We start from the raw sequence: 23,673 nt of genomic DNA, 5'->3' as shown, positions 1-23,673 counted from the left end.
GCATTAGGTCTGTAAAAGAGGTCTTGCTAACTCACGCAAGAATTTTGGCCCAGACTTGCGGTAATTAAGCTCTCCTTGTGTTTTTAGGTAATATTTCCACATCAAAAGTACCCCATGAGGGTACTATGCATCCTCCACAGACCTATCCGAAAATACAGAGTAGAAAATTTCCTTCAGAAAACAAACCAGGGACACACGATTTCGATTCGTTTTTCTGCTCCTTTGTTTGCCATCACTTAGTTTCAAAAGGAGAATATCTTGGATGACTCGAAATAAAAAGAAATCAGCCCGATTCAAGTATGAGCATCTACTTGACTCTAGATGCCCTATTTGTTGTATTATCCCGCCCCATATGCTAAAAAATGTTGTGGTGAATGGCAATCCGCAGCAGCGTACTTGGGCTTTTCATACATTAAATATTTCAGCACAATTTCTGGGACGGAGAAACGTCGTAGGTAATATCTCGTTTGCGCCTTCTCCTGGTGAAAAGCGCCGCACCATATACGATGCCAAAAATGGGCAGCAACTCCCTGGTACGCTGGTGCGTGCTGAGGGAGATCCTGCCAGCAGTGATGTAGCAGTTAATGAAGCCTACGATGCTGCTGGTGCTACTTATGACTTGTTTCATGAGATATTCGATCGCAATTCGATTGACGACAAAGGACTACGTTTAGATTCCACCGTGCATTATGGCGCTAAATATGACAATGCCTTTTGGAACGGCGACCAGATGGTTTATGGTGATGGCGACGGAGAACTGTTTCAACGCTTCACGAAGTCAATTGATGTGATTGGGCATGAGCTAACTCATGGTGTAACCCAGTATCAAGCTGGTTTACAGTATTTTGGCGAACCAGGGGCACTGAATGAATCGTTTTCTGATGTTTTCGGTTCCTTGGTGAAACAAAAGTTCAAAAATCAGACTGCACAAGAGGCAGACTGGCTGATTGGCGAAGGTCTTTTGGTACCGACTGTCAAAGGTGTTGCCCTCCGTTCCATGAAAGCACCGGGAACAGCATACGATGATCCAGTATTGGGCAAAGATCCTCAACCAGCCCATGTAAAAGATAAATACACTGGTACTGATGATAACGGCGGGGTGCATATCAACTCAGGAATTCCTAACTATGCCTTTTATCTGGCGGCTGTTGAGATTGGAGGCTATGCCTGGGAAAAAACTGGTAAAATCTGGTATATAGCTTTACGCGATCGCTTGCGTGCCAAAGCAGATTTTAAACAAGCTGCCAGCGTCACTATTCAAATTGCTGGCGAACTCTACGGTAATGGCAGTAATGAGCAGAAAGCTGTGCAGAATGCTTGGCAAAAGGTAGGAGTTATTTAGAGACGCGATTAATCGCGTCTGTACAGGAGAGACGGATTAATCGCGTCTGTTTTTTCTTAACTTATAACTTTTTAGATGTATTGTTTGTTATTGCTAAACTGGGAGGTGAAAACTATCATCTCCCAGTCTTTGTATTTATCCCAACTAAATAACACAACGGAGAGCAAAAAAATGCGGGTATCATTTGAACGCACGGGCGGCTTTGCCGGAATCAGCAAGAAGACTACCGTTGATACAGACACTCTCCCGCCAAATGAAGCTGCGACACTTCCCCGACTGGTGGAAGTTGCTGATTTATTTAGGCTACCTGAACTAATTACTTCGCCAAATCAAGAGAGCGATCGCTTTCAGTATAAGTTAACAGTAGAAGATAACGGTAGACAGCATACGGTGACTGTCAGCGAGGCAGCATTGCCAGGAACCTTAAGACCCCTGATTGAATGGTTACAAACCATAGCACAAAAAAGGTAAAAAGTAAAAAATTACTCATAACTCTTTGTTGCCGTAATCAAAAATAAAAAAGATCAAATAGCAATACGCAGTAGAGGCATAACATTGTTCATCCGTGTCAACTTAAGCCCCTTGTCTGGAACCCAGGTCGGTGGGTAAAGTTTCGTGTAGACGCGGTTTCTAACCGCCCTTTTAACGTTAAGTTGACACCAATGAACATTGTCGTACCCTTACGAACAGCCTGTATTACAACCAATTAAGAACCGCTAAACTTGATCGGTATGATATGAATAAACCAATCAAACGAGCATTTTTAGATACTGAAGATGGGCAGATTCTTTACCGTATTGGTGGCGAGGGAAAACCTCTTGTTTTACTTCATCAAAACTTCAGAAGTGGTGACGAATTTCGTGAGTTGATCCCAATATTTGCTCAGAAAAGACTAGTTATTGCTATGGACTTTTTGGGATTAGGAGATTCTGATAAACCACCAAGAATGTATTCAATTGAAGATTATGCAAAAACTGTTATTTTACTGCTAGACGAATTAGGAATAAAAACCACAAGTATTCTTGGGAACCATACAGGCGCTTGTGTAGCAGCAGAAGTAGCAGCAGCTTATTCTCAACGAGTTGAAAAAATTATATTATGCAACATAGATAACTTTAACGAAGAGGGAAAAGCAGCTTTATCCAATAAATTTGAAAATCTTAATATCCAAGTAGACGGCTCCCATCTGATGCAAAGATGGTCAGCGAGAGCAAGCTATATAGGTTCTCCTGAATTAAATCACCGTTGGGTTTTGGACGATTTAAAAGGTTTTGGCTATCCTTGGTATGCACCTTTGGCTGTTATGGACTACTGCCAAAGAATGGAAGCAAGATTTCGTTTAATTCAGTCTCCAACTCTAATATTGTCTGGTACAGAGGACGTAAGACAATTAGAAAGACTAGGTTTTGCTAACGCAGACAATAGAGAGTTTATTTTAACAGCAATTCCTCATGCAAAGATGATTGATATCGAAGGCGGAACAATATGCATGATGAACCAGATACCTGAAGAAATATCAAAGGTAGCAATTGAATTTCTAGACAAAATTCAGTAAATATAATATTATGATTGGCTGCGTAAGAAGAAGGATAGAAGCAGGAGAATTAGAGATTGTGGGCGAAGAGAATAAAAATTTTAATTCCGCAGCAGAAGACCAAGCTGATGATTTTTTGTATGTAGCGCCTTTAAAAGAAGATTGGGGCGGAGATGGTAGAGGACGCTTGAACCTATCGGGAAGACGCACGGCAATATCCAAAGAATACTTGCCTCGCCAGTATCAATTTTTCAACACAAATGCTGTGTGTGAAGAACAAGGATGGCGAATCAGTGGAATGCCAGACGAAGTACTAGCAGGAAGACGAAGATTGCTAACTTGGCATGACTGTGGCGCATCTACTTCCAGAGTAATGCTACCGCCCGGATTTGAAGCGCCATCTGGTATTTTTACAGCTGATTTGGAAATTTTTATTCTTGCTGGTGAAATTCAAATCGGTGAATGGCGACTAGATAAACATTCTTACTCCTTTATTCCCGCAGGGGTAAAAGTAGAATCTTGGAAAGTTTTAGGTGAAGAACAAGCGGAAATCCTGTGGATGGAAAATGGCCCAGTTCCATTAAAGTATATTAATACACGAAATGGCTTTTCTGATGCTAGATTGAGTGAATTTATACCTGTATTGGATAGCAAATTGTTGCCTTGGGGTCAGACACAGACAGTTCAATTTGAAGTAGCAAAAAAGAAGTTTTTAAGGAAACATAACAACGGCGGTGGAACATGGCTGCTTGCCATCTTGCCACATTATGACGCTCACTATGGAATGATTCAATCCTATAATGAAGAAGCATATGCTTTAGCTGGCTATTGTGATATCGGAAATTACCGTTTTGCAAAATATCACTTAGGCTATTGTCCCAGCTATGATACTTTTCCCAGACACAGAACTGTTGATGGAGGGTTATTTTTTGTGAGAGTTGATAGGGATGTATCCCAGCTTGGAACAGTTTGTTCATATGGACATATTAATGAATAGGGATTTTAAATAACAATATTTCCGTGGAGACTACTTTAAACATCTTTTTAAATAGCGCCCAGTAGGAGAACCCAAAATCTGTCCATTGTTGTAAATCAGATTTCCGCGCAAAAAAGTACTCTTCACCCGCCCAGTTAACTCTACTCCTTCAAAGGGTGTATAACCTTGTTGTGACTCCGACTCAGCCGCACGTACCACAAAACTTTCATTGGGGTCTACTAACACCAAATCAGCATCATAGCCAACAGCAATATCACCTTTTTCTAACAAACCAAAGCGCCGCGATGGGTTCCAAGATAGTAATTTAGCCATCTGGTTGTAAGACATCCCCCGCTTGCTACCTTCACTAAATACACCAGAAAGCAAATATTCTGTACCGCCAAAACCAGACTTTGCTAACCAAATATTATTCGGGTCTTTAGCACTTCTTTTTTGTTCAGCAGAACAGCAAGCGTGGTCACTAACTATCCAATCTACCTGATTGTTGAGTACTGCTTGCCATAAGTATTCCACATCGGCACGGGGACGAATAGGAGGGTTGACTTTTGCCCAAATTGTATTGGGAGTATCGACATCTAATAACAAATGTCCGACAGTAACTTCTCGCCGAAAATTGATATGGGGAAAAGCAGTTTGCATAGTCAAAGCTGCTTCCATTGCTTTACGCGAACTCAGGTGCAATAAATTGATATTTGCACAGTTAGTCTCATGTGCCAAATAAGAAGCAATGCAAATTGCTAACCCTTCGGAATGAGGTGGACGCGCTGCACTGTAAGCGTGCAGTCCACTAAGACTAGAATCGTTTTCAACTATTTTGGTATAAGCGTTGAGAATTTCTGCAACTTCGCAGTGCAAACTCAAGCTAATAGTATCTCGCGCTTCTGGATGTTTTTCCATCAAGCGAGTTAGACCACGCATAATAAATTCAAAATGGGCGAAATCATACCGTTCCTCTTTATTAATCATCAAAAAGAGGTTTTGCTGGTCTGACAAACCATGCAACCCATAGCCGCCATAAAACATGAAGATTTTAAACGAAGATATACCATGTTCTTCAAATAATAGAGGTATTTCGTCGATATGCTGGCTAGCTATCGGTGCGATGTGATAGCTGTAATCTACAAAAAAATTACCTGCGGATAAAGCCAACACCTCTGGAAAAAAATCGCGGTAGGAGCCGCCTTTGTTAAGATAATACTGCCCTGTACGGATGTAATTTAAGCTGGTAGTCACGCCTCCCATTGCGGCTGCTTTGGTTTCAGTCAGAGCATCTTTGTCGAGGGGTTGATAGATACCGATGTGCATATGGGCATCCACGACCCCAGGAAAGCCCAACAGGTTTTTGCCATCAAATATCTCTTTACCTGTGTCTGGGCTAATATTAGGGGCAATCTGAGCAAATTTTCCATCCTTAATTCCTAAATCAAGTAGTTCGATTGCATCCTGATGGGGACGAACTACCCGCACCTTTTTGATAATTTTATCTAATACGGGAGTTTCAGACACAGTAGACCTCACACTAAAATGAATTTAGTCAGGAATTCCAACATCATACCGGGACGCAGACCAAATACTATCACCATGTAACGATTTTTTATTCAATTATCTTTAGGAGAAAAAACAATGGAAAGTTTTAATGAGTATCATATAGACCCAAAAGAATTTACTTTTCTCAAAAGCTTTCAAGATAACTGGCAAGTCATTAGAGACGAGTTTACACGTTTTATTAACCAGGCATCTAATGACGAGTTAAAGTTAACTTATGATATTCTGGGGCCTAAAAGTCAAACGATTAAAACTAAGGGTGATGCAAAATACAGTGCTTTTGGTATCTTATTTCAAGGTATTTTTATTGAAAAATATATTCAGGCGCATCAAATACAATATCCTGATTATGGTCAAGATGAAGCATCACAAAAAGCACTTGCGTTAAGAGAGAAATATTTCTCAAATTTGGCTAAAGTAATAGAAAAAGTCAACTTGCTCGATGATGATATTATTAGAAATGTGTATTTTGGTACATTCCATCCAGGCTTGGATATCAAGCTACATGTGAACTATAACCCTCATATGAATCGTGGCTATCTAGGATTGATTGTGCCAGAGGGGGATGTGGCGATGAAAATATGCGATGAGCAGCTTTATTGGCATGAAGGAAAATTTCTGGTTTTAGATCACAGCTTTCCACATTGTCCGCATAATTACACTAATTATGACAGAACTGTATTGGTTGTAGACTTTTTTAAACCAGATAAATCTAGAGAGGAAATTATCCGATTTGAAAAAGAGCAAGTTACACAACGTATGCAAGATAATCCTTACAGCTTAGGTGTTTTTGGGAAAAGTGATAAAGCTAAAGTAGAAGATTTTATCAAGTATGGTTTAGCTCATCAATTAGAATGGGATAAAGCATTATAGCGGTTCTCACTTGAGTGAGGTACTCAAGTTCCCCGCCCCCAACCCCCTCCCTGCTCTTCGATAGGGGGCTATGATGTATTTCATGTCATTAGGAAACGCTATATAGCAATCCGATTTGATTTCTGAAATTATTTGCGTAGGCGGGAGTGGGGAGTAGGGAAGAAGCCTCTTTGAGTTGTACTGAGTTTTTTCACGCAATCAAATATGAGTCCTATATAAGCCTAGAGAATATCTGAGAAGGGCGACTAGAAGTAGCGGCTATACAATCAAAAACCACCAACGCGGGTTTGAAACCAATAGTCCGCCTTAGCTAACTTCGTGATATTTTTTTCTAACGAACCGCAGAGAGATTTAATAGGGATTTTCACGAATTATTTAGGATTGCTAAGTAGGTAGGCGTAATTAAATATAAGATCAAACCTCACCCTCAATCCCTCTCCAAAGTATCGGAGAGGGAAGCCGGAGGTAAGGTGAGGTTTTATATTTAATTTGACCCACTTACTTATCTACGTTAAAACTAATAATTAAGGAGTAAGGTAAATCTAGGATTTAGATATGAACGCAACAACATACAGAAAATTAATAGCAAAGCAACTAAATCCAGATTTTAAATTTGCTGTTGAAGTTGTCGAGATTCCTATTTCACAACCTGCTGACAGTCAACTTTTAATTCAAAACAAATTTGCTGGCGTTAACGGTGGCTTTGATACTTTACTTTGTCGTGGCGATGTTCCCTATGTTAACTCAATTCCTCCCTTTGATTTAGGTGTGGAAGCTGTAGGAAAAGTTGTCGCTATCGGTGAAAATGTCAAGGATTTTCAAATAGGTGATGCTGTCATAACTACAGCGCGTGGTGGCGGTTATCGAGAATATCAGGTTATCGATGCAAACTTAGCGCTGAAGGTGCCAGAAGCAACACCAGAGTTGCTAACACTAATGCCTACAGGTGTATCAGCTTTGGTGGCATTGGAACAAGTGGGAGAGATGAAAAGTAACGAAGTGGTTTTAGTGACAGCAGCAGCAGGGGGAACTGGTCATATTGCGGTGCAATTGGCAAAGTTAGCTGGTAATCATGTCATTGGTACTTGTAGTTCTGAGGCGAAGGCAAAGTTACTGAGAGAATTAGGGTGCGATCGCATTATCAACTATCGCACAGAAAATCTCAATCAAGTCCTCAAGCAAGAATACCCCAATGGGATTAATTTAATTTTTGAGTGTGTAGGTAAGTCCGTATTTGATACTTGCGTTGAAAACTTGGCAGTGCGGGGACGCTTAGTAGTCGTTGGTTTTATCTCCGAATACGCAAATAATATCGAACAAATTACACAACCACGCCTTTATCAACAGCTATTTTGGAAAGCTGCTTCTGTGAGAGGCTTTCTCATGCCTCATTATAAAGAATATATACCAGAGGCACGCGATCGCATCTTTTACCTGTTCTACACAGACAAACTCAAAGTCGCCGTTGACCCAACACAGTTTCAAGGCATAAGATCAATACCTGATGCTGTAGAATATCTCCTGAGTGGTCAGAATTGTGGGAAAGTGGTTGTGAGCTTTTAACTAACACGGTATTAGTTTATATCTAGTCGGGAGTGAGAATGACACAAGATTCAGAAAATACTTTAAAAGTTGCTCAACAGGCATTTGAGCATTTTACGCATGGTCTAGCAACAGGAAATTGGGAAGCATTTCTAGATATGCTCACAGAAGATTTTACCCTTTGGTTTCCTGTGGGAAAATTCCACGGGTTAAATGTGGGAAAAGAACGAGCTAGAGAGTTTTTCGAGTACGTTTCTGAATCATTCCAAGGCGGACTTACCCTAACTCTAGACCGTTTTACTAGCAATGACACAACCGTTGTTTTTGAGTTTCGAGATGAGGGACGTTTGTTTGAAGAACCTTACAAAAATCGTTTAGCGGTTTCCTGGGATATTCGCGGAGAAAAAATTTGTGCCTATCGGGAATACTTTGGCAGCGATGGGAAATCGAATTAAATAATTCGTAATTACGAATTATTTAATTCACTTTTGTTAGTTTCTCTCAGGGTTGAGTTCGTTGATTTCTCTACACTTAGCCTCTGCGGCTTGATATGCTGCTAAATATTCTTGACCACCTAACATTACATCACCGTAATATTCATAAGGTGGATCACCATAGATTGGTAATGGATCGTCGTCTGGATAATCTTCATTCGATTCTTCAATGATGGCTTTCAGTTTTTTAATGGTCAGTCTTTGGGCTGCAAAATACCAAAGTTCTTGGGGATTTTTGTTTAGGTGCGGTAATGTAGGATCGATAATGCGTACAAGGGAGTTATTGTCCGAGGTATCATCTAGCTCAATCCAACTGTGTTCAATCGGTCTATATGGCTTCCCAGGAAAAGCTAAAAATCCCTGAATATATCTTGCTCCCTCAGTGGACAATGCTGCTTTGTAAGCATTATCAAACGGAGTGCTAGCCCTGCTGTTTACGAGTTCAGCAATTTTGATTGACAGCGTTTCATCCAATAGTTTGTTCATCAATAGCAAGGATTAGAGCAGCCATGAAAACATCTTACCACTGCTCTTACGAAGGATTTTAATCATTTATAAAATCACGCATTTGTGGGGGGATCGAGTTTTATCCGAACCGTCTTGGGACGACAGGGGCTTCCCCAACAAACCTGGCCAGAGGGCATATTAGTAAAAACACTACTACGAGCGCCAATCACAGCATTAGCCCCGATTTGCACTCCCGGCCCAACAAAACAATCTGCTGCTACCCATGCACCATTGTCAATGGTGATACTCGCTGTTTTCAACCCAAAGGCCGGGTCTTGGAGATCATGACTACCAGTACATAGGTAACTTTTTTGGGAAATTACGCAGTGTTCACCGATGCGAATCTGATCGAGGCTGTATAAAACTACGTTATCTCCAATCCAAGTGTAGTTACCAATGGTGACTTTCCAAGGGTAGGTGAAGCGGGCGGTGGGTCGAATTAATACGCCTTTGCCGATATGAGCGCCAAATAATCGTAGCAAAGCACAACGGAGAATATTTAAGGGTTGAGGAGTAAGGCTAAAGGCGATCGCTTGTACAAACCACCATAATAAAATATACCAACCTGGACGACCCCGGTCAAACCAAGATTGGTCATATTTGCGTAAATCTACGAAAGATTGATCATTTGTCATTAGTTATCTATCAGGAGTCAATGGTCAATAGCTTTTCCTCTGCTCCCCTGCTCTCCTGCTTCTCATCTCCTTCCTTCGGGGTAATTGCAGTATTTAAGTGACCACCACAGTTGCGTAATTCGTAAAGTTTAACGCCAATTTGATATTCATATTGACTCAGCAAGCGTGCATAGATATATCCTGCTTTGCCATCTAAAAAACCGCGTTGAATAATATAAAACAAAACAAACCGCAAAATCGGTTTAAATGGCAGGTGTACCCACACTTTTTTCAAAAAGCGCTTGCGTTGCACGGCATCACCAAATAGATTGGCATTGATGGTACCGGTATCATTTTTACCTGCGAGAATATTAAAATAAACACTAGCTTCCCAGTTGGAATAGCGGTTGTGTCGTTCTAACCAGTGGTAAAGGTCGCGGAAGTCTTCGTGGAGCATATCATTTTTGAGATATCCAACTTTCCCCTGCAAAATCACATGTTCGTGAACTTCGTTATCACCAGTATTGGGAATGTCTTCTGTATGTAGATTTTCGTAGCGACCATTTTTATGTTGAAATAAACGTAAATTCCAATCGGGATATTTCCCACCATAACGAATCCATTTTCCTAAGAAAAATACACGGCGGTTGAGATAATAACCTGTATATTCATTGTTTTTAATTACTTGGTCAATTTCTTCCCAAAGTTCGGGAGGGATGCGTTCATCGCAATCTACAATTAGCACCCATTCGTTACGAAAAGGTAGATTATCTAAAGACCAATTTTTCTTTTTAGGCCAGCGTCCATTGAAGTCGAATTGCACGACATTTACACCCTGACTTTTAGCAATTTCAATGCTGTTGTCGGTACTTTGAGAATCTACTACAAATATTTCATCTGCTCTGGTGAGGCTAGCTAGGCAGGCAGGCAAGTTTAGTTGTTCGTTTTTTGCCGGAATTAGCACTGAAACTGGTATTTTAGATGACATCTGAGTATAAATTATGTTATTGGTTATTTCTTATTTGATGTGGATAAAAGACCCTGAATAGCAGCATTTAAGTAACCAATCTGACCGTAAGCATAAACAAGTTTGTCAAACCGTTCTGCTGGATCAGAAAAATATTGTAATGCCTTATATAAGCCGAGCACAAACCGTTCGCTACCTCGCTGCAACTGAGCAATACCAGCTTTACCAGCCAGTTGTTCTCGATAGCATTCACTGATACCTTGCCACCAGCCTCGGTTTAAAAACCAGGAGCGTTGCAGGCGCTCTGAGGCTACATTGTGAGCGACTAGTGCTTCGGGAAGATAAGCGACTTGCCAACCACGCTGTAGGGCAAATTCGGTCATTTGCAGTTCTTCATTTGACAATAGATTTTTCCCGACTCGACCGAGATGAGGATCAAAACCGCCAATTTCTTCTAGGAAACTGCGGCGGATGGAGTAATTTAAACCTCTGGGTGTTGAGCCAGGTTCCTCGATGTAGATGGTAGTGTCACCCAAGTCGTATGCACCCAAATTTGCAGCTAGCCCTGGAGATAGCCACCGTGGTTGCTGGATTCCTGGAGGCCAGATGAGAGTCACTTTCCCACCTGCGATCGCTAGTTTAGAGTTATTGTAAGCAAAATATAAAACTTCTAGCCAGCGATCGCAGGCAACGGCATCGTCATCTAGATAAGCCAGAATATCACTACTAGCTACTTTTGCGCCCGTATTACGGGCGACAGATAAACCAATCATCGGTTCAAAGACATATTTTAGACGCGGATTGTGGCTTCTTTGTTCTACAACCTCACGAGTGCGATCGCTAGACCCATTATCAACTACTACAATTTCAAAGTCAGCAGCAAAATCTTGTCCTAAAAGACTATCAATTGCAGCCCCTAAATAGGTATCTCGATTGTGGGTACAGATAATGGCAGAGATTTGGGTGTCTGGCATAGATTTAATTTAGGATTTGAGATTTGGGACTTCGGCTACGCTCAATCGAACGATTTGAGATTAAATTCTTAAATCCAATGCACAACTACCGAGAGTTAATGTAACCCAAAAGTTACTGACCCACCAACCGAGTTTCTTCGGAAATAATCTTTAAAACTTTACGTTTGTTGAATATGACTGTGTAAAACTACAAGAGTTTGGGCTAGTTGACTTAGGCGGGTTTCCAAAGATTGCTTGCGCCCTAACAGTTGACGTAACTTTTGATAACGTGCGATCGCCATGCTAACACTGGGAACCTGATCTGCTGGACATGGGCGTGACCAGACTTTACCAGCATCGTCTACACCGCAGAGGCGATAGCCAGCAATAGATGATTGATAAGATACTTTCCCCCCAGTGGCGCAAATTTCTTCTACGTAGTTCATCAGGCGGTCAACTTCTGCATGGCGTAGTGTTGCGGTTCCTCCCGGTTCTGCTTCTTCAGGATTGGATTCTAACCAGCCATTGACAATTGGACCTTCTAAGTAAATATCCTGAATTTGCTTCAAAATATTTTGTAATTCTGTTTGCCAACCGGCGACAGTTTCCTGAATTTCTTGTAATAGATTCATCGCCAATGCTGGATTGGCACCGTGGCGATGGCTACTAAAGCTCGGAGTTTTCAACTTGGGTAGGCTGGGTGTTTTGCTACCATTCTCTTCTGCTTGAAAGGTCTGCACAGAGTCATGGTGAGGAAAGAAATTTTGTTCATGAGGATAATCATTCTCAGTATCCACGCCCAAGTCAACTGTTTGTCCTTGTGTATTTAATTCCCCATCCTGAGAAGATGGAGTTTGTGTACTTTCTGTGGGTTCGTTGGCTCCGACGCTGATTCTAAAAGAAAAAGGCCGTTTTGTGGTCGAATCACCTGTTTCGGCGGCAGAGGCAGTGCCGCGATTCCCTAAATCGTGTAGAGTTGCTTCTATGCGTTTTAAGCCTGCGTTCATAAAGACATCCTAAAGTTTGCTGTCCCCAGTGACATTAAATAATTAAGAATGGGGTTGTTGGGATTTTTGGCTTTTGCCAGTTGCAGCATTAATCATGCTGGTGCTAATTTTATCTCTTAAAAGTTATTTAAAATCAAAAATCTCACCATGAAGTAAAAACTGCGGTGAGAAATTGCAACCATAGGTATATTGTTAAAATACTCAGGAAATAACTTTGGGTAAAATCATCTTAGTAACAGGGCCAGCACGATCTGGTAAAAGTGAATGGGCGGAAACTCTGGCCATGCAGTCAGGAAAAGCAGTTGTTTACGTAGCAACAGCCACCGATAACCCAGATGACCAAGAATGGCATCAACGCATTTTACAACACCAACAACGTCGTCCCCAAGACTGGGTAACTCTATCTGTACCTGTGGAACTGTCTGCTACCCTCGCCGATGCCAAACCCTATACCTGCCTTTTAGTTGATTCTTTAGGAACTTGGGTTGCTAATCTCTTGGAAGAGGACGAATCTAGCTGGGAAAACATCCTTGCAGAGTTGTTAGAGACGGTGGATTTGGTTGCTGCTGATCTGGTGTTTGTAGCAGAAGAGGTGGGTTGGGGTGTGATCCCAGCTTATCCCCTTGGGAGGACGTTCCGCGATCGCCTGGGTTCTTTAGTGCGTCAGCTAAGTGCGCTCAGTGAAACTGTTTATTTAGTTACTGGTGGTCATGTTCTCAATCTCAGTGTCCTTGGTTCGCTATTACCAAATAGAGAGGATGCTGGAACATTCAGGAGTCAAGATTCTTAACTCTTGATTCAAATTAATCTAAAATCTAAAATCTAAAATCTAAAATTGTAATATGGCAACCAAACAAGAAGTTAGAGGATACCTCGCCTACTGGTTCCAGTTGGGTAAGAAAGTGATTACGGGCAACGGTAAGGCAAGCATTTTGCCCCTATCGGTGCTAAATGGCGATCGCTATAGTGAAGAATTTGAAGAATGTTGGCAGAAAATTATCTCACCAGAATCGGGTGATTGTTACCTGGAGGGTACAGATGAAACCATTGCTGAACTGTTAACACCAGCATGGGATATGCTACCTTGTGGCCGTTGCAGTATGCCAGTAGCTGCGCGAAACGTCGGAATGCCAGCATTGTTATGTCCCTGCAATGATTTACCTAATTGGCCTAATACCGAATTACCACCACCGCGAGAGCCAGTTAAGACTCAAGAGCAACTCAAAACAATTCGCAATCGGCTTGTAAATAATTTGGAAATCTCTTAGTTTGGTGCTTGGGAACTTGGCGTTGGACAAGTTTTATGAACAAAATCACACTTATAAATGTAGGGTTCTTGCCAACTCAGGGGAATTTCTAATAAGTCTCGCGTTCCTGTCATGCCTTGTCCAATAAATAGCAACAAAGCAATGCAGTTTAAAATCGTATGCACGATCCGCCAGCGATTGGATCTATCTTGATAAATATCTTGAACAATTGCTAATGAAAAAATCATCAGCAGTGCTGCGGTAATCCCAATATAATAATGTGACCAATACCACTCATTAGTGAGGCGATATACTCCATCCTGACAGCCTAGAATTACTAAACCTGCACCAGTTAAAGTGGCAAAAACTGCCCGCCACACTCGTTGTTTTGCCCGATAAAGTAATACTAAAGAGGCGATTGTCGCAGCAAATATTAACAGGATAAAAACAACTTGAAAAGGTGTTTTATTCCATACTTGATTTGTGATAATATTTTTGCCAATCGGGTAGCTTAATCCGATTAAAGTTACTCCGACAACTGCACTTGTTAGTCTTTCACCTAACTGCTTATGTTCTCCACCCACTACTGGGGGAATTTTACTTTTACTCCCGGCTAAAGTTTGCAATCTGCGTTGGCGTGTTTGCCAAGCAAAATTAACCACTGTACCGATGAGTGGAAACACGAATATAATTGCGATCGCTGGATGTAAAAGACCAAGGAAATCTGTTATTTGCATACAACACCTTTCAATAAATCATTAAATTGCTCTTAAAGGATAATCTAAAGCATCGTACTATCACTTAAATTAATTTCAGATGAGAATCTGTTTAATATTTATCATTGTTATTCTTAGCTGATTTTAATATTAGGTGGGATATGACGTTAGCGCAACTTAGGAGATTTAACCAATTTCCAGACCGAATAATAGTTTTCACTGGAAATAATATCTGTCTTTAATTTATACTTTTTTTCGATTTTTTTGCGCCAACTGTCTGAAGGATTGAGTAAAAACACATCAGCAAATCCATCAGGAATATTGGGAATTTTTTGATTGTTCACCAAGATAAATCGCACTTTTGGTTCCAAAAGATAGCTCAGAGAAAAGACATTCCCAAAATTATTGCCCAAAGCATCACTAATCAAAAGTGGCCGAGTCGTTTGATTGATGATTTGGGCAACTTGTGGATTGCCATAGTTCATACCTTTATTCCACCAAGTTTCAGCCTGGGAACTCACCTTAGAAGAAATTAGACCACAAATAATCACTAATGCCATGATTATCTGCCAAATGCTGCGGCGTGACACGCTCCCATTATATAGTTGCATAGCTAGTAAATAAGCAACAGTCACTTGAATTCCTAAATAAGATGGTATGAAATATGGTTCGGTAGATGATTGTATGCCTCCAGCAATTAAACTTGGCAGTATTAAGGGTAGTGCTGGTACTACAATCAATGTGATCAGAAAAAACCAGACTTTATAGTTAGTTGATCGACAAATAAAATAAATTGAATATGCTACCAAAGTTAAAATGAATAGTGTAATAAAATAACCTAGACGATTATTTGAGCTAAGGTCTATATCAAAAAAAATCCGGCTTAACTGCATCTGTAAAAATGGAAATATAGGCACCAAAGACGACTGCGTTGTTGTCTGATCTGCTGAAATCAAAAATTTAAAATAGTCACCCAAGACAATTGTTAGCCAAGGCATGAAGGCTAAAAAACCTACTAGAGATGCTATCAGATAATTTCTAACAGTTTCAGTCAACTGAAATTTCGCAGCGAGCATCACATAAATTCCGTGAGCAACTGCTACAAATGCACTCCAAAGAAATGTATAAAGACTGATGGCTAAAGTTACTGCATAAATGCTCCAGATAGCAAATAAATCTGGTCGTTGTCGTTTTTTTACTAGCTCATCTTTATCTGGTGATTCCAGCCGCATTGCTTGCAGCAGAGATGCACTGGATAGTAATATGGTGACTAACCAGAGAATATATTCTTGTGCTTCTTGGGCGTATACTAGATGAATTGGAGAGATGGCCATGAGTGCGATCGCTACACCAGGAACCGATAATGGTACATTAAATAATTCTCGACATAGCCAATAAACACAAGGAAAAACCAGCAAACTGATAAAGGCAGATAAACTTCTAATGGCCGTTACCGAATTACCAAAGATTTCCATCCACAATCTCGCTATTACGTAATACAAGGGTGGATGCTGAGGATCTTCTTTTGCCAAAGACATAATTGTGTCATTTAAGCTTTTTTCTGGATTTGCACCTTGAAACTGGGCAAAACTTTCTTCACCAATCACACGATTATTAAAAAGTCGCTGTTTTGCTTGATTAATTGTGTAACCAGAAATCCGCAATGAGGTATAAGTTTCATCATGCCAGTAAACTTTGCCATCCAGGTTAACAAAGCGAAACAATATACCCATCGCCAATAATAAAATAATTAAAAATCGCAACCAACTCGGAGCAAATTTGAGATGGCGCATAAGTACTTTTCCCAAGAAATTGTCTAAAATAATTCAGTCATGCGGACTTTATTCCTGTAGCTGCGACTTCCATTCGTTAGCGCAAAAGAGAATTTTTACAAACTTTGGTAACGCCATCTAGCAAAGTCCTTGCTATTAGATATAGTTAAAAAATCAATAGTCTTAAAGTGTCGGTCGATAGCTGGAATACTGCATATTTTAGCTCCAATATCCAAGTATGCCTGCAAAATGTTAGGAATTTCAAAATTATATGGTTCGGGAGAATTTTGAGGCATTTCAAGACAATATTGTGAATTTGGATAAACTAAAATACTTGGATGCATCAAACCATTCTGCTGAAAATAATCATAAGCGGAAGTAGCTTGCCAAGGACATTGTGTTAGTAACGATGCACAGCCAAAGAAATATTGGTTTTTACTCCAGATGAGATAATTTGCTAGCCCTTTCCATAATAGTAAAAGTGCCTGACTGTTGCGGTATTCTTTAGCTATACATGCACGCCCAACTTCAACTGATGCCTGAAGCACAGAATTGGGAATCGCATTAAGATTAAATATATCGGCAGCATCAAAGCCTAGTCTTTGAGAAGCCATTGTATAGGTTTGCATCCGATAAGTTCCAATGGTTTTACCCGTTTGTTTGGAGATCAGGATTAAATGATGGCAAACCGCATCAAACTTATCTATATCCATCTGGGTAAAGTTAGAAGCAGAAAATCCTAAGCCTAGTTCAAGATTAAAAACTTCAAAGCGCAACCGAAAAATTGATTCTAATTCTGCTTCATTTGATGCCAGCCGTAGGATATATTTTTCAGTTTGAAGGACGGGAAAATCTTCAAGAGGGAGAGGATTTAGTGAGTAATTGATGTTGCGTCCAAAAACTTCCATCTATGTTCCTACTTAGATTTGCGAAAATATCCTACTAGGATTTAGGCACTATACAAATAGCTCACATTATGCATTAATGTGTCGAAGCGTGATTGGGACGGTTTTCGATAAAAGAAGCTCTAGAGAGCTTTTTTACTCTGTTGAATTAGGGGTAGAGTGCTTTTATTATGGACATTAATTCCCAAAAAATCTGGCAATAAGATACAAAATTCTCCTTTGATATGCGCTATAAATGCAAGTTATACCAATTCACACAAACCCTGATACATATAGATTTCTCGTATGGGCATATGATCATGGGTGTCAACTTAACGTGAAAGTTAGTCTAGAAGCAGCATTTAGAGATTGTCTCGTCAAGAGTCTCCCACTGGGAATGCATGACTTTGCCTCAAGACGGGCGGCAGAGCCGCAATGAGGTGCATTTCCAGCCAGAGGCTGGAAACGAGGTTTTAAGGTATTTGCATGATTATTAAAGTGAAACGGTATCAGCAAAGAAAGTCTCAATCAGGGTAAAAAGCCCCCGGATGAATCCAGGGGCTTGGATAATTTTGGTTGTGATGCCTGGGGCGATGCCTACGGCGGGCTACGCCTACGCAATCTGTGGTAAATGCACTCTAAAATACTTAATCAATTACGGTGATTATTGTTGTAGTGAACCCTTGTACCTGCCCAAAGCAACTTCTCCCGCAGCGTCTGATAGTAGGAATTGTTCTCGCGCAAAATAATAAATTTAGCCCGACAATCTGCCATCCGCACATCAACGCGGTGTCCTGGCCAAATTGAAGTCCCCAAAACTCCATCTGTCCACAGCTTGGTACTCAAATCGTAATCCCCCAAAGGCCAAATACTGACCACAGAACCAGGGGGTAAAACCAGGGGGCGACTAGAAAGGCTCATTGCACAAATCGGAGTGATGGTAATCGCCTCCATACCATCGTGCATAATTGGACCATTGGCGGAAACGGTGTAACCAGTAGAACCTGTGGGAGTAGCAATGATTAACCCATCCCCGACATATTGATCGACTACCTCACCGTCGATTTCCATTTCCAGAATTGAGGTAATCATTCGATCAGCCGAGGCGGGTTTGACACAAAATTCATTCAAAGCCAGGTAACGCTCGCTCACTGGTTCTAAATTAGACCCGTGACCCTCATACACCGCAGCTTGTAACATCATCCGCCGTTGGATAGCATAGCGATCCTCAAACAGCCGATCCCAAACTTTCTCCGTATCCTGAAACTCTTCCACTGACTCAGTTAAAAACCCCAGATGACCTCCGACATTCACTCCCAGAATTGGGATGCCAGCTGGGGCTAAATGTCTGGCACTAGTTAAAACAGTACCATCACCACCGAGTACCAAAGCGAGATCGATTGGTTGACCCGCCGAAGCCAAAAAGACTGGATAGGGGTTGTCTTTCGGCCCGCTAGGCCCCATCAACACTTGGCACTGGCGACTTTCTAGTTGTTTCGCACAGATTTCTGCCCATTCTTTACTCCGGGCATCCCGCGCTTTATAAGCAATGATTACCTGCTTGAGTTGCACGCACAATTACCACTTCAGGAGATTAAACTGCTCCATATCGACGGTATCGCGGTTGCGATAAATGGCAAGCACGATCGCTAAACCCACCGCCGCCTCGGCCGCGGCCACGGTAATCACAAATACTGTGAAAACCTGACCCTTAATTAATGTTGAGTCCAGGAAGTTGGAAAATGCCATTAAATTCAGATTAACAGCATTGAGCAGTAACTCAATTGACATCAGTACCCGCACAGCGTTGCGGCTGGTAATTAAGCCGTAGATGCCGATGCAGAATAAAGCTGCCGCTAGTAATAAAAAGTATTGGAGTTGCATGAATCTGGGTATTCCTCCTCAAAAATATGGCTGTTTATCTGCGACTGAGGTCGCAAATCTTACTCTTTTGTTTCGCTAGTTGTTGATACTAGTTCTCTGGGGCGTTCTTGCAAAGTCAAAACAGTTTGCCGCAGATCGGATGGCGTCAGCTGGTCTGGCAAATACTCGCGACGTGCCAAAATAATTGCTCCTACCATCGCTATTAGAAGCAAAATGGAAGCCAGTTCAAAAGGCAATAAAAAGTCTGTGAAGAAATGTTCTCCAATCAAAACTATAGAACTTTCACCACCCACCACAGGAGCAGTTGAGTAATAAGCCCAAGGAGTAGCCAGCACCATCGTACTTAAAAGACCAAACAATCCTACACTGACTATACCCGTAAGTACTTTCCGCACCCAAGAGTTGGGAAATGGTACAAAATCCTGCCGCTTGTTCACCAACATAATGGCAAACAAAATCAGCACGTTAACCGCCCCAACGTAAATTAGTATTTGTGCGGCGGCAACAAAATCTCCATTTAGCAACAGGTAGATTCCCGCCATGCTGATGAACACGCCCCCCAGCATAAAGGCAGAATAGACAATGCTGGAGAACAGTACCACACCAATGGCTGCCCCAATCATCATCACGCCCAGTATGCCAAGTGATACTAACTGTACTCCTTCCGCTAGATTCACTGTTTTTTGTCCTTAGTCAATCAATTTTGGATTTTAGATTTTAGATTTTAGATTTTTGTTTTAATCCAAAATCACAAATCACAAATTTGCATGGTCATTGGTCATTGGTCGCTAGGAAAAGGACAAATGACATTTATTTTTCTGTTTGTTCTACTAGGTCTTCTGGACGCGCACCCGGACGCGGCGCATCTGCGGGCAGTCCATGTGGTTCGAGGATGCCCTTGGGTAGGTAAACTAGTTCGCGCAGTGGTGTAACCATTGGGTCATCTGTCACCTTATAGGGCAGGCGACCGAGGGCTACACTGTCATAGTTCAATTCATGGCGATCGTAAGTGGCAAGCTCATATTCTTCTGTCATGGATAGACAGTTAGTGGGGCAAAATTCCACACAGTTACCGCAAAAGATACAAACTCCAAAGTCAATGCTGTAGTGATTGAGTTTTTTCTTTTTGCTGGCTTTGTCGTATTCCCAATCTACTACAGGCAGATTAATCGGACAAACGCGAACACAAACTTCGCAGGCGATACACTTATCAAATTCAAAGTGAATTCTACCGCGAAACCGTTCGCCAAGAATCAGTTTCTCGTAAGGGTACTGTACGGTAATCGGACGCCGCCGCATATGGTCGAAGGTGACAGAAAGCCCCTGACCAATGTAACGCGCAGCTTGTACCGTTTCTTTGGCGTAATCACCAACTTGTTTTAGGAACTTTAGCATTTTGTGTCTCTCTCTTTTCAATTTTCAATTTTAAATTTTGGATTTTAGATTTCAGACTTAATCCCTCCGGGTTCGGCAGTCACTCATGGGGGAAACCCCCAAGACCGCGCTGCCTCACCAAAATCTAAAATCTAAAATCTAAAATTGCTTTACCCGCCAAAGGCGAAGGGAAAGGCTAGTTTTAGCGCGGCGGTTAATAGGAGATTAACCAAGCCAACTGGCAACAAAAACTTCCATCCTAAATCTAACAGTTGGTCAATCCGTACCCGTGGCACTGTCCAGCGCAACAGGATGGCGACAAACACTAGTAAATAAGCTTTGAACACGGTCATAATGATACCCAAAGCCGCAGTTACTATCTGGAAGACGGGATTTAATTCACTGACTCCCACCCAACCAGCAATCAGATTGAGGGGAACGGGAAAGTCCCAACCGCCCAGGTAGAGAATTGCTACTAGTAGGGAAGAAAGGATCAAGTTAACGTAAGAACCCAGGTAGAACAGACCGAATTTCATGCCTGAGTATTCAGTTTGATAGCCTGCTACTAGTTCTTCTTCCGCTTCGGGTAAGTCAAAGGGTAATCGTTCGCATTCAGCTAGGGCGGCTATCCAAAAGATTAGGAAACCGATTGGTTGTCGCCAAATGTTCCAGCCCAGGATGCCGTAGCCAGACTGTTGATTGACAATATCAACGGTGCTGAGGCTATTAGACATCATAGCGATCGCTAACACCGCCAGCGCCAAAGGAATTTCATAACTAATAGATTGCGCTGCTGCCCGCAAGCCCCCTAAAAGGGAGTATTTGTTATTAGATGCGTAGCCAGCCATCAGCAAGCCAATGGGTTGAATACTTGACAAGGCAATCCACAAGAAGACGCCCATGCCGACATTGCTAATTACGATATTCTGCCCAAAGGGAACGATCAGGAACGACAGAAACACCGGAATTACAACAATAATTGGGCCGAGGGTAAACAGCCAGGGGTCAGACTTGGCTGGTACTATATCTTCTTTAAATACCAACTTCAAACCATCCGCTACAGGCACCAGCAACCCAAAAGGCCCCTGGTATTCTGGGCCAATTCGCTGCTGTGCGGCGGCGGAAATTTTTCGTTCTAGCCAAGTAGCAACTAATACCCCCACTGTTGCCCCAATCAGCATCAGTATCATTGGCAGTGGCATCCAAATCGCTTTGGCGGTTCCTGCTGGTATACCTAAATCCCGGAGGGATTCAATAAAAGTTCCTTGGAGGTCAATTCCTGAGTTCATGTTTCCGCTCTTTAAGACATCGAGTCATGGTGAATTACAACTATTAGTTGAATTAATACCTGTAAATTCACCCATTTTAATTTTTGCCCAGATGACGCTTGATTGAATATTTGTTGCTAATTCCCATGCCTAGTATATCCTTGGATGGTTTTAGCCCTCTGAAGCGATACGAGAACTTCTACTTATGATTGGCATTGGGATTGGCTATTGAGGAGACGCGGGGATGAGGAAGCAGGGGAAGCAGGGGAAGCAGGGGAAGAGAAGGGAGAAGAGTTTTCCCTTCTGCCCCCTGCACCCTCCCCCTGGAGCCTCTTTTCAATGCCCCATGCCCCATGCCCAATGCCCCATCCGAGTTACCGTTGGTCAATGGGGGTATAACTAACTTCGTGCAGACCGTTGTAAACCTGGGTAGGACGGAAAATCCGGTTTTCTGCTAGTTGTTCTTTCCAGTGGGCTAACCAACCGGCAACGCGGGCGATCGCAAATATTGGCGTAAACAAGTCTGTGGGAATCCCCATCTTCCTATACACTAAACCAGAGTAAAAGTCAATATTGGGATAAATTCCTTTGCTACCCAGTTTTTCCTCTACCACGCGTTCCATCTCTTGGGCAATATCATAGAACTTGTCATGCCCAAACTTCTCAAACAGTTGCTCTGCTAGACGTTGTAAAATTGTAGCTCGTGGGTCTTTCACTTTGTAAACACGATGCCCAAAGCCCATAATCTTGGCTTTGCGTTCCAGACAATCGTCTATGTAGGGACGAACATTTTCCACAGAGCCAATTTTTTCCAACATCTGAATTACTTCTTCATTCGCTCCACCATGCAGAGGACCTCCCAAAGTTCCCACGGCACTAGCAACCACAGCGTAAGGATCAGTCAGGGTGGAAGCTGTCACCCTAGCACTGAAGGTGGAAGCATTCATTGTATGCTCAACCTGAAGTATCAAGCAGATATCAAAAACTCGCGCCATCAGAGGATCGGGTTCTTGTTCATCGAGCATGTATAGAAAGTTGGCGGAATAGTCTAAGTCATCACGGGGACGTACCGGGTCATTGCCTTTTCGCATCAGTTGGAACGCCGCCACCATCGTGGGAATGGTTGCTATCAGGCGCACCACCGAATCTCGAATGTAGACAGGATTATGTAAATCGCGGAGCGAATAAAACAAGCCTAAAGCAGCAGCAGAAGCTTGCAAGGCATCCATTGGGTGACCGCTTTCTGGAAAGCATTTCATCATGTCCCGAATGCGGTATTTTATTCGCCTGTGGTAACGAACTTCATGCTCAAATGCTTTCAGTTCTTCCTTGGTTGGAAGTTCGCCCCAGATTAAGAGATAAGCAGTTTCCAAGAATGTACTTTTTTCTGCTAGTTCTTCAATCCGGATGCCACGATATTCTAGTATTCCCTTTTGCCCATCAACATAGCTGATACTTGATTGGGCGGCGGGAATGCCTTCTAAACCAGGCTTGTATTCGCACACCATCATGGCAACACCATTCGCTTTTTGAAATATCTGATCAAGCTAACTTACCAGAAATTATTGTCACCATAACAGTAGCCATTCTAACAACAATTGGAAATGTTGAAAAACTGTTATAGCAGGTACTTGGGTGGTGTCAACCAAAACATCTGACTACGACCCAGAGGAGAACCTGTTTCTGGTAGTTTTATCCCAATCATACCTGCTTTTTTCAAGACTAAGCTTTCTTTGGCTTCCCCCCATAGGAGAATTTCTGCCCAATTGGTTAAATCAGGTTCGTGTCCAACCAGCGCCAATTGGGTATTTTGGGAATAATTTCTTGGCTCTAACCAGTCTTTGAGCCAACTAGAAATTTTACCATCGGGGGCCAGGTGGCTAGATTCCTCTAACTGGGAGCTTAGTTTTTTTGCTATAAGGATTTCAGCCGTTTGGCGGGCCCGCACTAAGGGGCTGGTGAGAATCAAATCAAAGCTTAAACCCAATTTAACAAGTTTCTGAGCAACTTTTTCGGTTTTTTCCCTTCCTTCTTTGGTTAGGCTGCGCTCCTCATCCTTGATGTCTAATCCCTTGTCTTCGGCGATGCCATGACGAATTAAGTATAGTTCCATATTTTGAGTTTTGTTAGCGTAACGGGGCGTAGCCCGTACT

25 protein-coding genes are annotated in these 23,673 nt (G+C 42.0%); 9 read left to right on the top strand and 16 right to left on the bottom strand.

The genetic code is table 11. The features are described 5' to 3' along the window. The first annotated feature begins 262 nt into the window (after positions 1-262). The 4 genes from V7K31_RS04635 to V7K31_RS04620 all read left to right on the top strand — a co-directional run bounded on the left by V7K31_RS04635 (position 263) and on the right by V7K31_RS04620 (position 3,873). The gene (locus V7K31_RS04635) at positions 263-1,342 is read left to right on the top strand and encodes a M4 family metallopeptidase (RefSeq protein WP_335092852.1); all 1,080 of its coding nucleotides are present in this window, start codon (positions 263-265) and stop codon (positions 1,340-1,342) included. Between the two features lie 171 nt (positions 1,343-1,513). Next, complete coding sequence (locus V7K31_RS04630; RefSeq protein ID WP_335092850.1) at positions 1,514-1,813, top strand: protealysin inhibitor emfourin; 300 nt, start codon at positions 1,514-1,516, stop codon at positions 1,811-1,813. Between the two features lie 265 nt (positions 1,814-2,078). Next, positions 2,079-2,897, top strand: coding sequence for an alpha/beta fold hydrolase (locus tag V7K31_RS04625; RefSeq protein WP_335092849.1), 819 nt, complete (start codon positions 2,079-2,081; stop codon positions 2,895-2,897). 10 nt (positions 2,898-2,907) lie between these two features. Next, positions 2,908-3,873, top strand: a complete 966-nt coding sequence (locus V7K31_RS04620) for a DUF4437 domain-containing protein (RefSeq protein ID WP_335092848.1) — start codon at positions 2,908-2,910, stop codon at positions 3,871-3,873. 30 nt (positions 3,874-3,903) lie between these two features. Here V7K31_RS04620 and V7K31_RS04615 read toward each other — a convergent pair whose 3' ends face one another. After that, positions 3,904-5,379, bottom strand: a complete 1,476-nt coding sequence (locus V7K31_RS04615) for an amidohydrolase family protein (RefSeq protein WP_335092846.1) — start codon at positions 5,377-5,379, stop codon at positions 3,904-3,906. 117 nt (positions 5,380-5,496) lie between these two features. Here V7K31_RS04615 and V7K31_RS04610 point away from each other — a divergent pair, with 117 nt between their 5' ends. The 3 genes from V7K31_RS04610 to V7K31_RS04600 all read left to right on the top strand — a co-directional run bounded on the left by V7K31_RS04610 (position 5,497) and on the right by V7K31_RS04600 (position 8,288). After that, positions 5,497-6,291 carry an aspartyl/asparaginyl beta-hydroxylase domain-containing protein gene (locus tag V7K31_RS04610; protein WP_335092845.1) on the top strand — a complete coding sequence of 265 codons (795 nt, stop codon included), beginning with the start codon at positions 5,497-5,499 and terminating at the stop codon, positions 6,289-6,291. Between the two features lie 555 nt (positions 6,292-6,846). Further along, on the top strand, positions 6,847-7,854 hold the full coding sequence (locus V7K31_RS04605) for a zinc-binding dehydrogenase (RefSeq protein WP_335092844.1): 1,008 nt from the start codon (positions 6,847-6,849) through the stop codon (positions 7,852-7,854). 38 nt (positions 7,855-7,892) lie between these two features. Continuing rightward, complete coding sequence (locus V7K31_RS04600) at positions 7,893-8,288, top strand: nuclear transport factor 2 family protein (RefSeq protein WP_335092843.1); 396 nt, start codon at positions 7,893-7,895, stop codon at positions 8,286-8,288. A 36-nt stretch (positions 8,289-8,324) separates the two neighbouring features. Here the strand turns inward: V7K31_RS04600 and V7K31_RS04595 are convergent, their stop codons facing one another. The 5 genes from V7K31_RS04595 to V7K31_RS04575 all read right to left on the bottom strand — a co-directional run bounded on the left by V7K31_RS04595 (position 8,325) and on the right by V7K31_RS04575 (position 12,375). Further along, the gene (locus V7K31_RS04595; RefSeq protein WP_335092841.1) at positions 8,325-8,813 is read right to left on the bottom strand and encodes a hypothetical protein; all 489 of its coding nucleotides are present in this window, start codon (positions 8,811-8,813) and stop codon (positions 8,325-8,327) included. Positions 8,814-8,887: 74 nt separating this feature from the next. Further along, complete coding sequence (gene hpsU / locus V7K31_RS04590) at positions 8,888-9,469, bottom strand: hormogonium polysaccharide biosynthesis acetyltransferase HpsU (protein ID WP_335092840.1); 582 nt, start codon at positions 9,467-9,469, stop codon at positions 8,888-8,890. Between the two features lie 10 nt (positions 9,470-9,479). After that, positions 9,480-10,436 (bottom strand): glycosyltransferase family 2 protein, encoded by a 957-nt coding sequence (locus V7K31_RS04585; RefSeq protein ID WP_335092839.1) that lies wholly within the window; start codon positions 10,434-10,436, stop codon positions 9,480-9,482. 23 nt (positions 10,437-10,459) lie between these two features. Further along, entirely contained in the window at positions 10,460-11,389 is a 930-nt protein-coding gene (locus V7K31_RS04580; protein WP_335092838.1) for a glycosyltransferase family 2 protein, read from the bottom strand. Between the two features lie 158 nt (positions 11,390-11,547). Next, on the bottom strand, positions 11,548-12,375 hold the full coding sequence (locus V7K31_RS04575) for a hypothetical protein (RefSeq protein ID WP_335092837.1): 828 nt from the start codon (positions 12,373-12,375) through the stop codon (positions 11,548-11,550). A 214-nt stretch (positions 12,376-12,589) separates the two neighbouring features. On the opposite strand from V7K31_RS04575, the gene cobU reads away from it, so the two are divergent. Both cobU and V7K31_RS04565 read left to right on the top strand, forming a co-directional pair. Continuing rightward, positions 12,590-13,165 carry a bifunctional adenosylcobinamide kinase/adenosylcobinamide-phosphate guanylyltransferase gene (gene cobU, locus V7K31_RS04570; RefSeq protein WP_335092836.1) on the top strand — a complete coding sequence of 192 codons (576 nt, stop codon included), beginning with the start codon at positions 12,590-12,592 and terminating at the stop codon, positions 13,163-13,165. 52 nt (positions 13,166-13,217) lie between these two features. Next, a complete protein-coding gene (locus V7K31_RS04565; RefSeq protein WP_335092835.1) occupies positions 13,218-13,643 on the top strand; it encodes a hypothetical protein in 426 nt (141 codons plus the stop codon). On the opposite strand, the gene V7K31_RS04560 is transcribed toward V7K31_RS04565, so the two are convergent. The 10 genes from V7K31_RS04560 to sixA all read right to left on the bottom strand — a co-directional run bounded on the left by V7K31_RS04560 (position 13,640) and on the right by sixA (position 23,633). Beyond that, positions 13,640-14,359 (bottom strand): DUF4079 domain-containing protein, encoded by a 720-nt coding sequence (locus V7K31_RS04560; RefSeq protein WP_335092834.1) that lies wholly within the window; start codon positions 14,357-14,359, stop codon positions 13,640-13,642. The two genes, V7K31_RS04565 and V7K31_RS04560, sit on opposite strands and share 4 nt — an antisense overlap. 146 nt (positions 14,360-14,505) lie before the next feature. Continuing rightward, complete coding sequence (locus V7K31_RS04555) at positions 14,506-16,131, bottom strand: glycosyltransferase family 39 protein (protein ID WP_335092833.1); 1,626 nt, start codon at positions 16,129-16,131, stop codon at positions 14,506-14,508. A gap of 95 nt (positions 16,132-16,226) precedes the next feature. Next, a complete protein-coding gene (locus V7K31_RS04550; RefSeq protein ID WP_335092832.1) occupies positions 16,227-17,018 on the bottom strand; it encodes a GNAT family N-acetyltransferase in 792 nt (263 codons plus the stop codon). A gap of 627 nt (positions 17,019-17,645) precedes the next feature. Then, a complete protein-coding gene (locus V7K31_RS04545; protein ID WP_335092831.1) occupies positions 17,646-18,566 on the bottom strand; it encodes an NAD(+) kinase in 921 nt (306 codons plus the stop codon). A 6-nt stretch (positions 18,567-18,572) separates the two neighbouring features. After that, positions 18,573-18,878 carry an NADH-quinone oxidoreductase subunit NuoK gene (gene nuoK, locus V7K31_RS04540; protein WP_006199065.1) on the bottom strand — a complete coding sequence of 102 codons (306 nt, stop codon included), beginning with the start codon at positions 18,876-18,878 and terminating at the stop codon, positions 18,573-18,575. A 59-nt stretch (positions 18,879-18,937) separates the two neighbouring features. Beyond that, positions 18,938-19,555 carry an NADH-quinone oxidoreductase subunit J gene (locus V7K31_RS04535; RefSeq protein ID WP_335092830.1) on the bottom strand — a complete coding sequence of 206 codons (618 nt, stop codon included), beginning with the start codon at positions 19,553-19,555 and terminating at the stop codon, positions 18,938-18,940. Between the two features lie 133 nt (positions 19,556-19,688). Beyond that, positions 19,689-20,273 carry an NAD(P)H-quinone oxidoreductase subunit I gene (gene ndhI, locus V7K31_RS04530; protein ID WP_335092828.1) on the bottom strand — a complete coding sequence of 195 codons (585 nt, stop codon included), beginning with the start codon at positions 20,271-20,273 and terminating at the stop codon, positions 19,689-19,691. 149 nt (positions 20,274-20,422) lie between these two features. Beyond that, entirely contained in the window at positions 20,423-21,541 is a 1,119-nt protein-coding gene (nuoH, locus tag V7K31_RS04525) for an NADH-quinone oxidoreductase subunit NuoH (protein ID WP_334825076.1), read from the bottom strand. Between the two features lie 353 nt (positions 21,542-21,894). Continuing rightward, positions 21,895-23,031 (bottom strand): citrate synthase, encoded by a 1,137-nt coding sequence (locus V7K31_RS04520; RefSeq protein WP_335092827.1) that lies wholly within the window; start codon positions 23,029-23,031, stop codon positions 21,895-21,897. 107 nt (positions 23,032-23,138) lie between these two features. Continuing rightward, positions 23,139-23,633, bottom strand: coding sequence for a phosphohistidine phosphatase SixA (sixA, locus tag V7K31_RS04515; protein ID WP_335092826.1), 495 nt, complete (start codon positions 23,631-23,633; stop codon positions 23,139-23,141). Positions 23,634-23,673: the final 40 nt, after the last annotated feature.

Source organism: Nostoc sp. (assembly GCF_036917675.1).
GTDB lineage: Bacteria > Cyanobacteriota > Cyanobacteriia > Cyanobacteriales > Nostocaceae > Nostoc.
The sequence above is the reverse complement of the archived record's forward strand: the minus strand, read 5'-3'. Positions and strand labels throughout refer to the sequence as shown.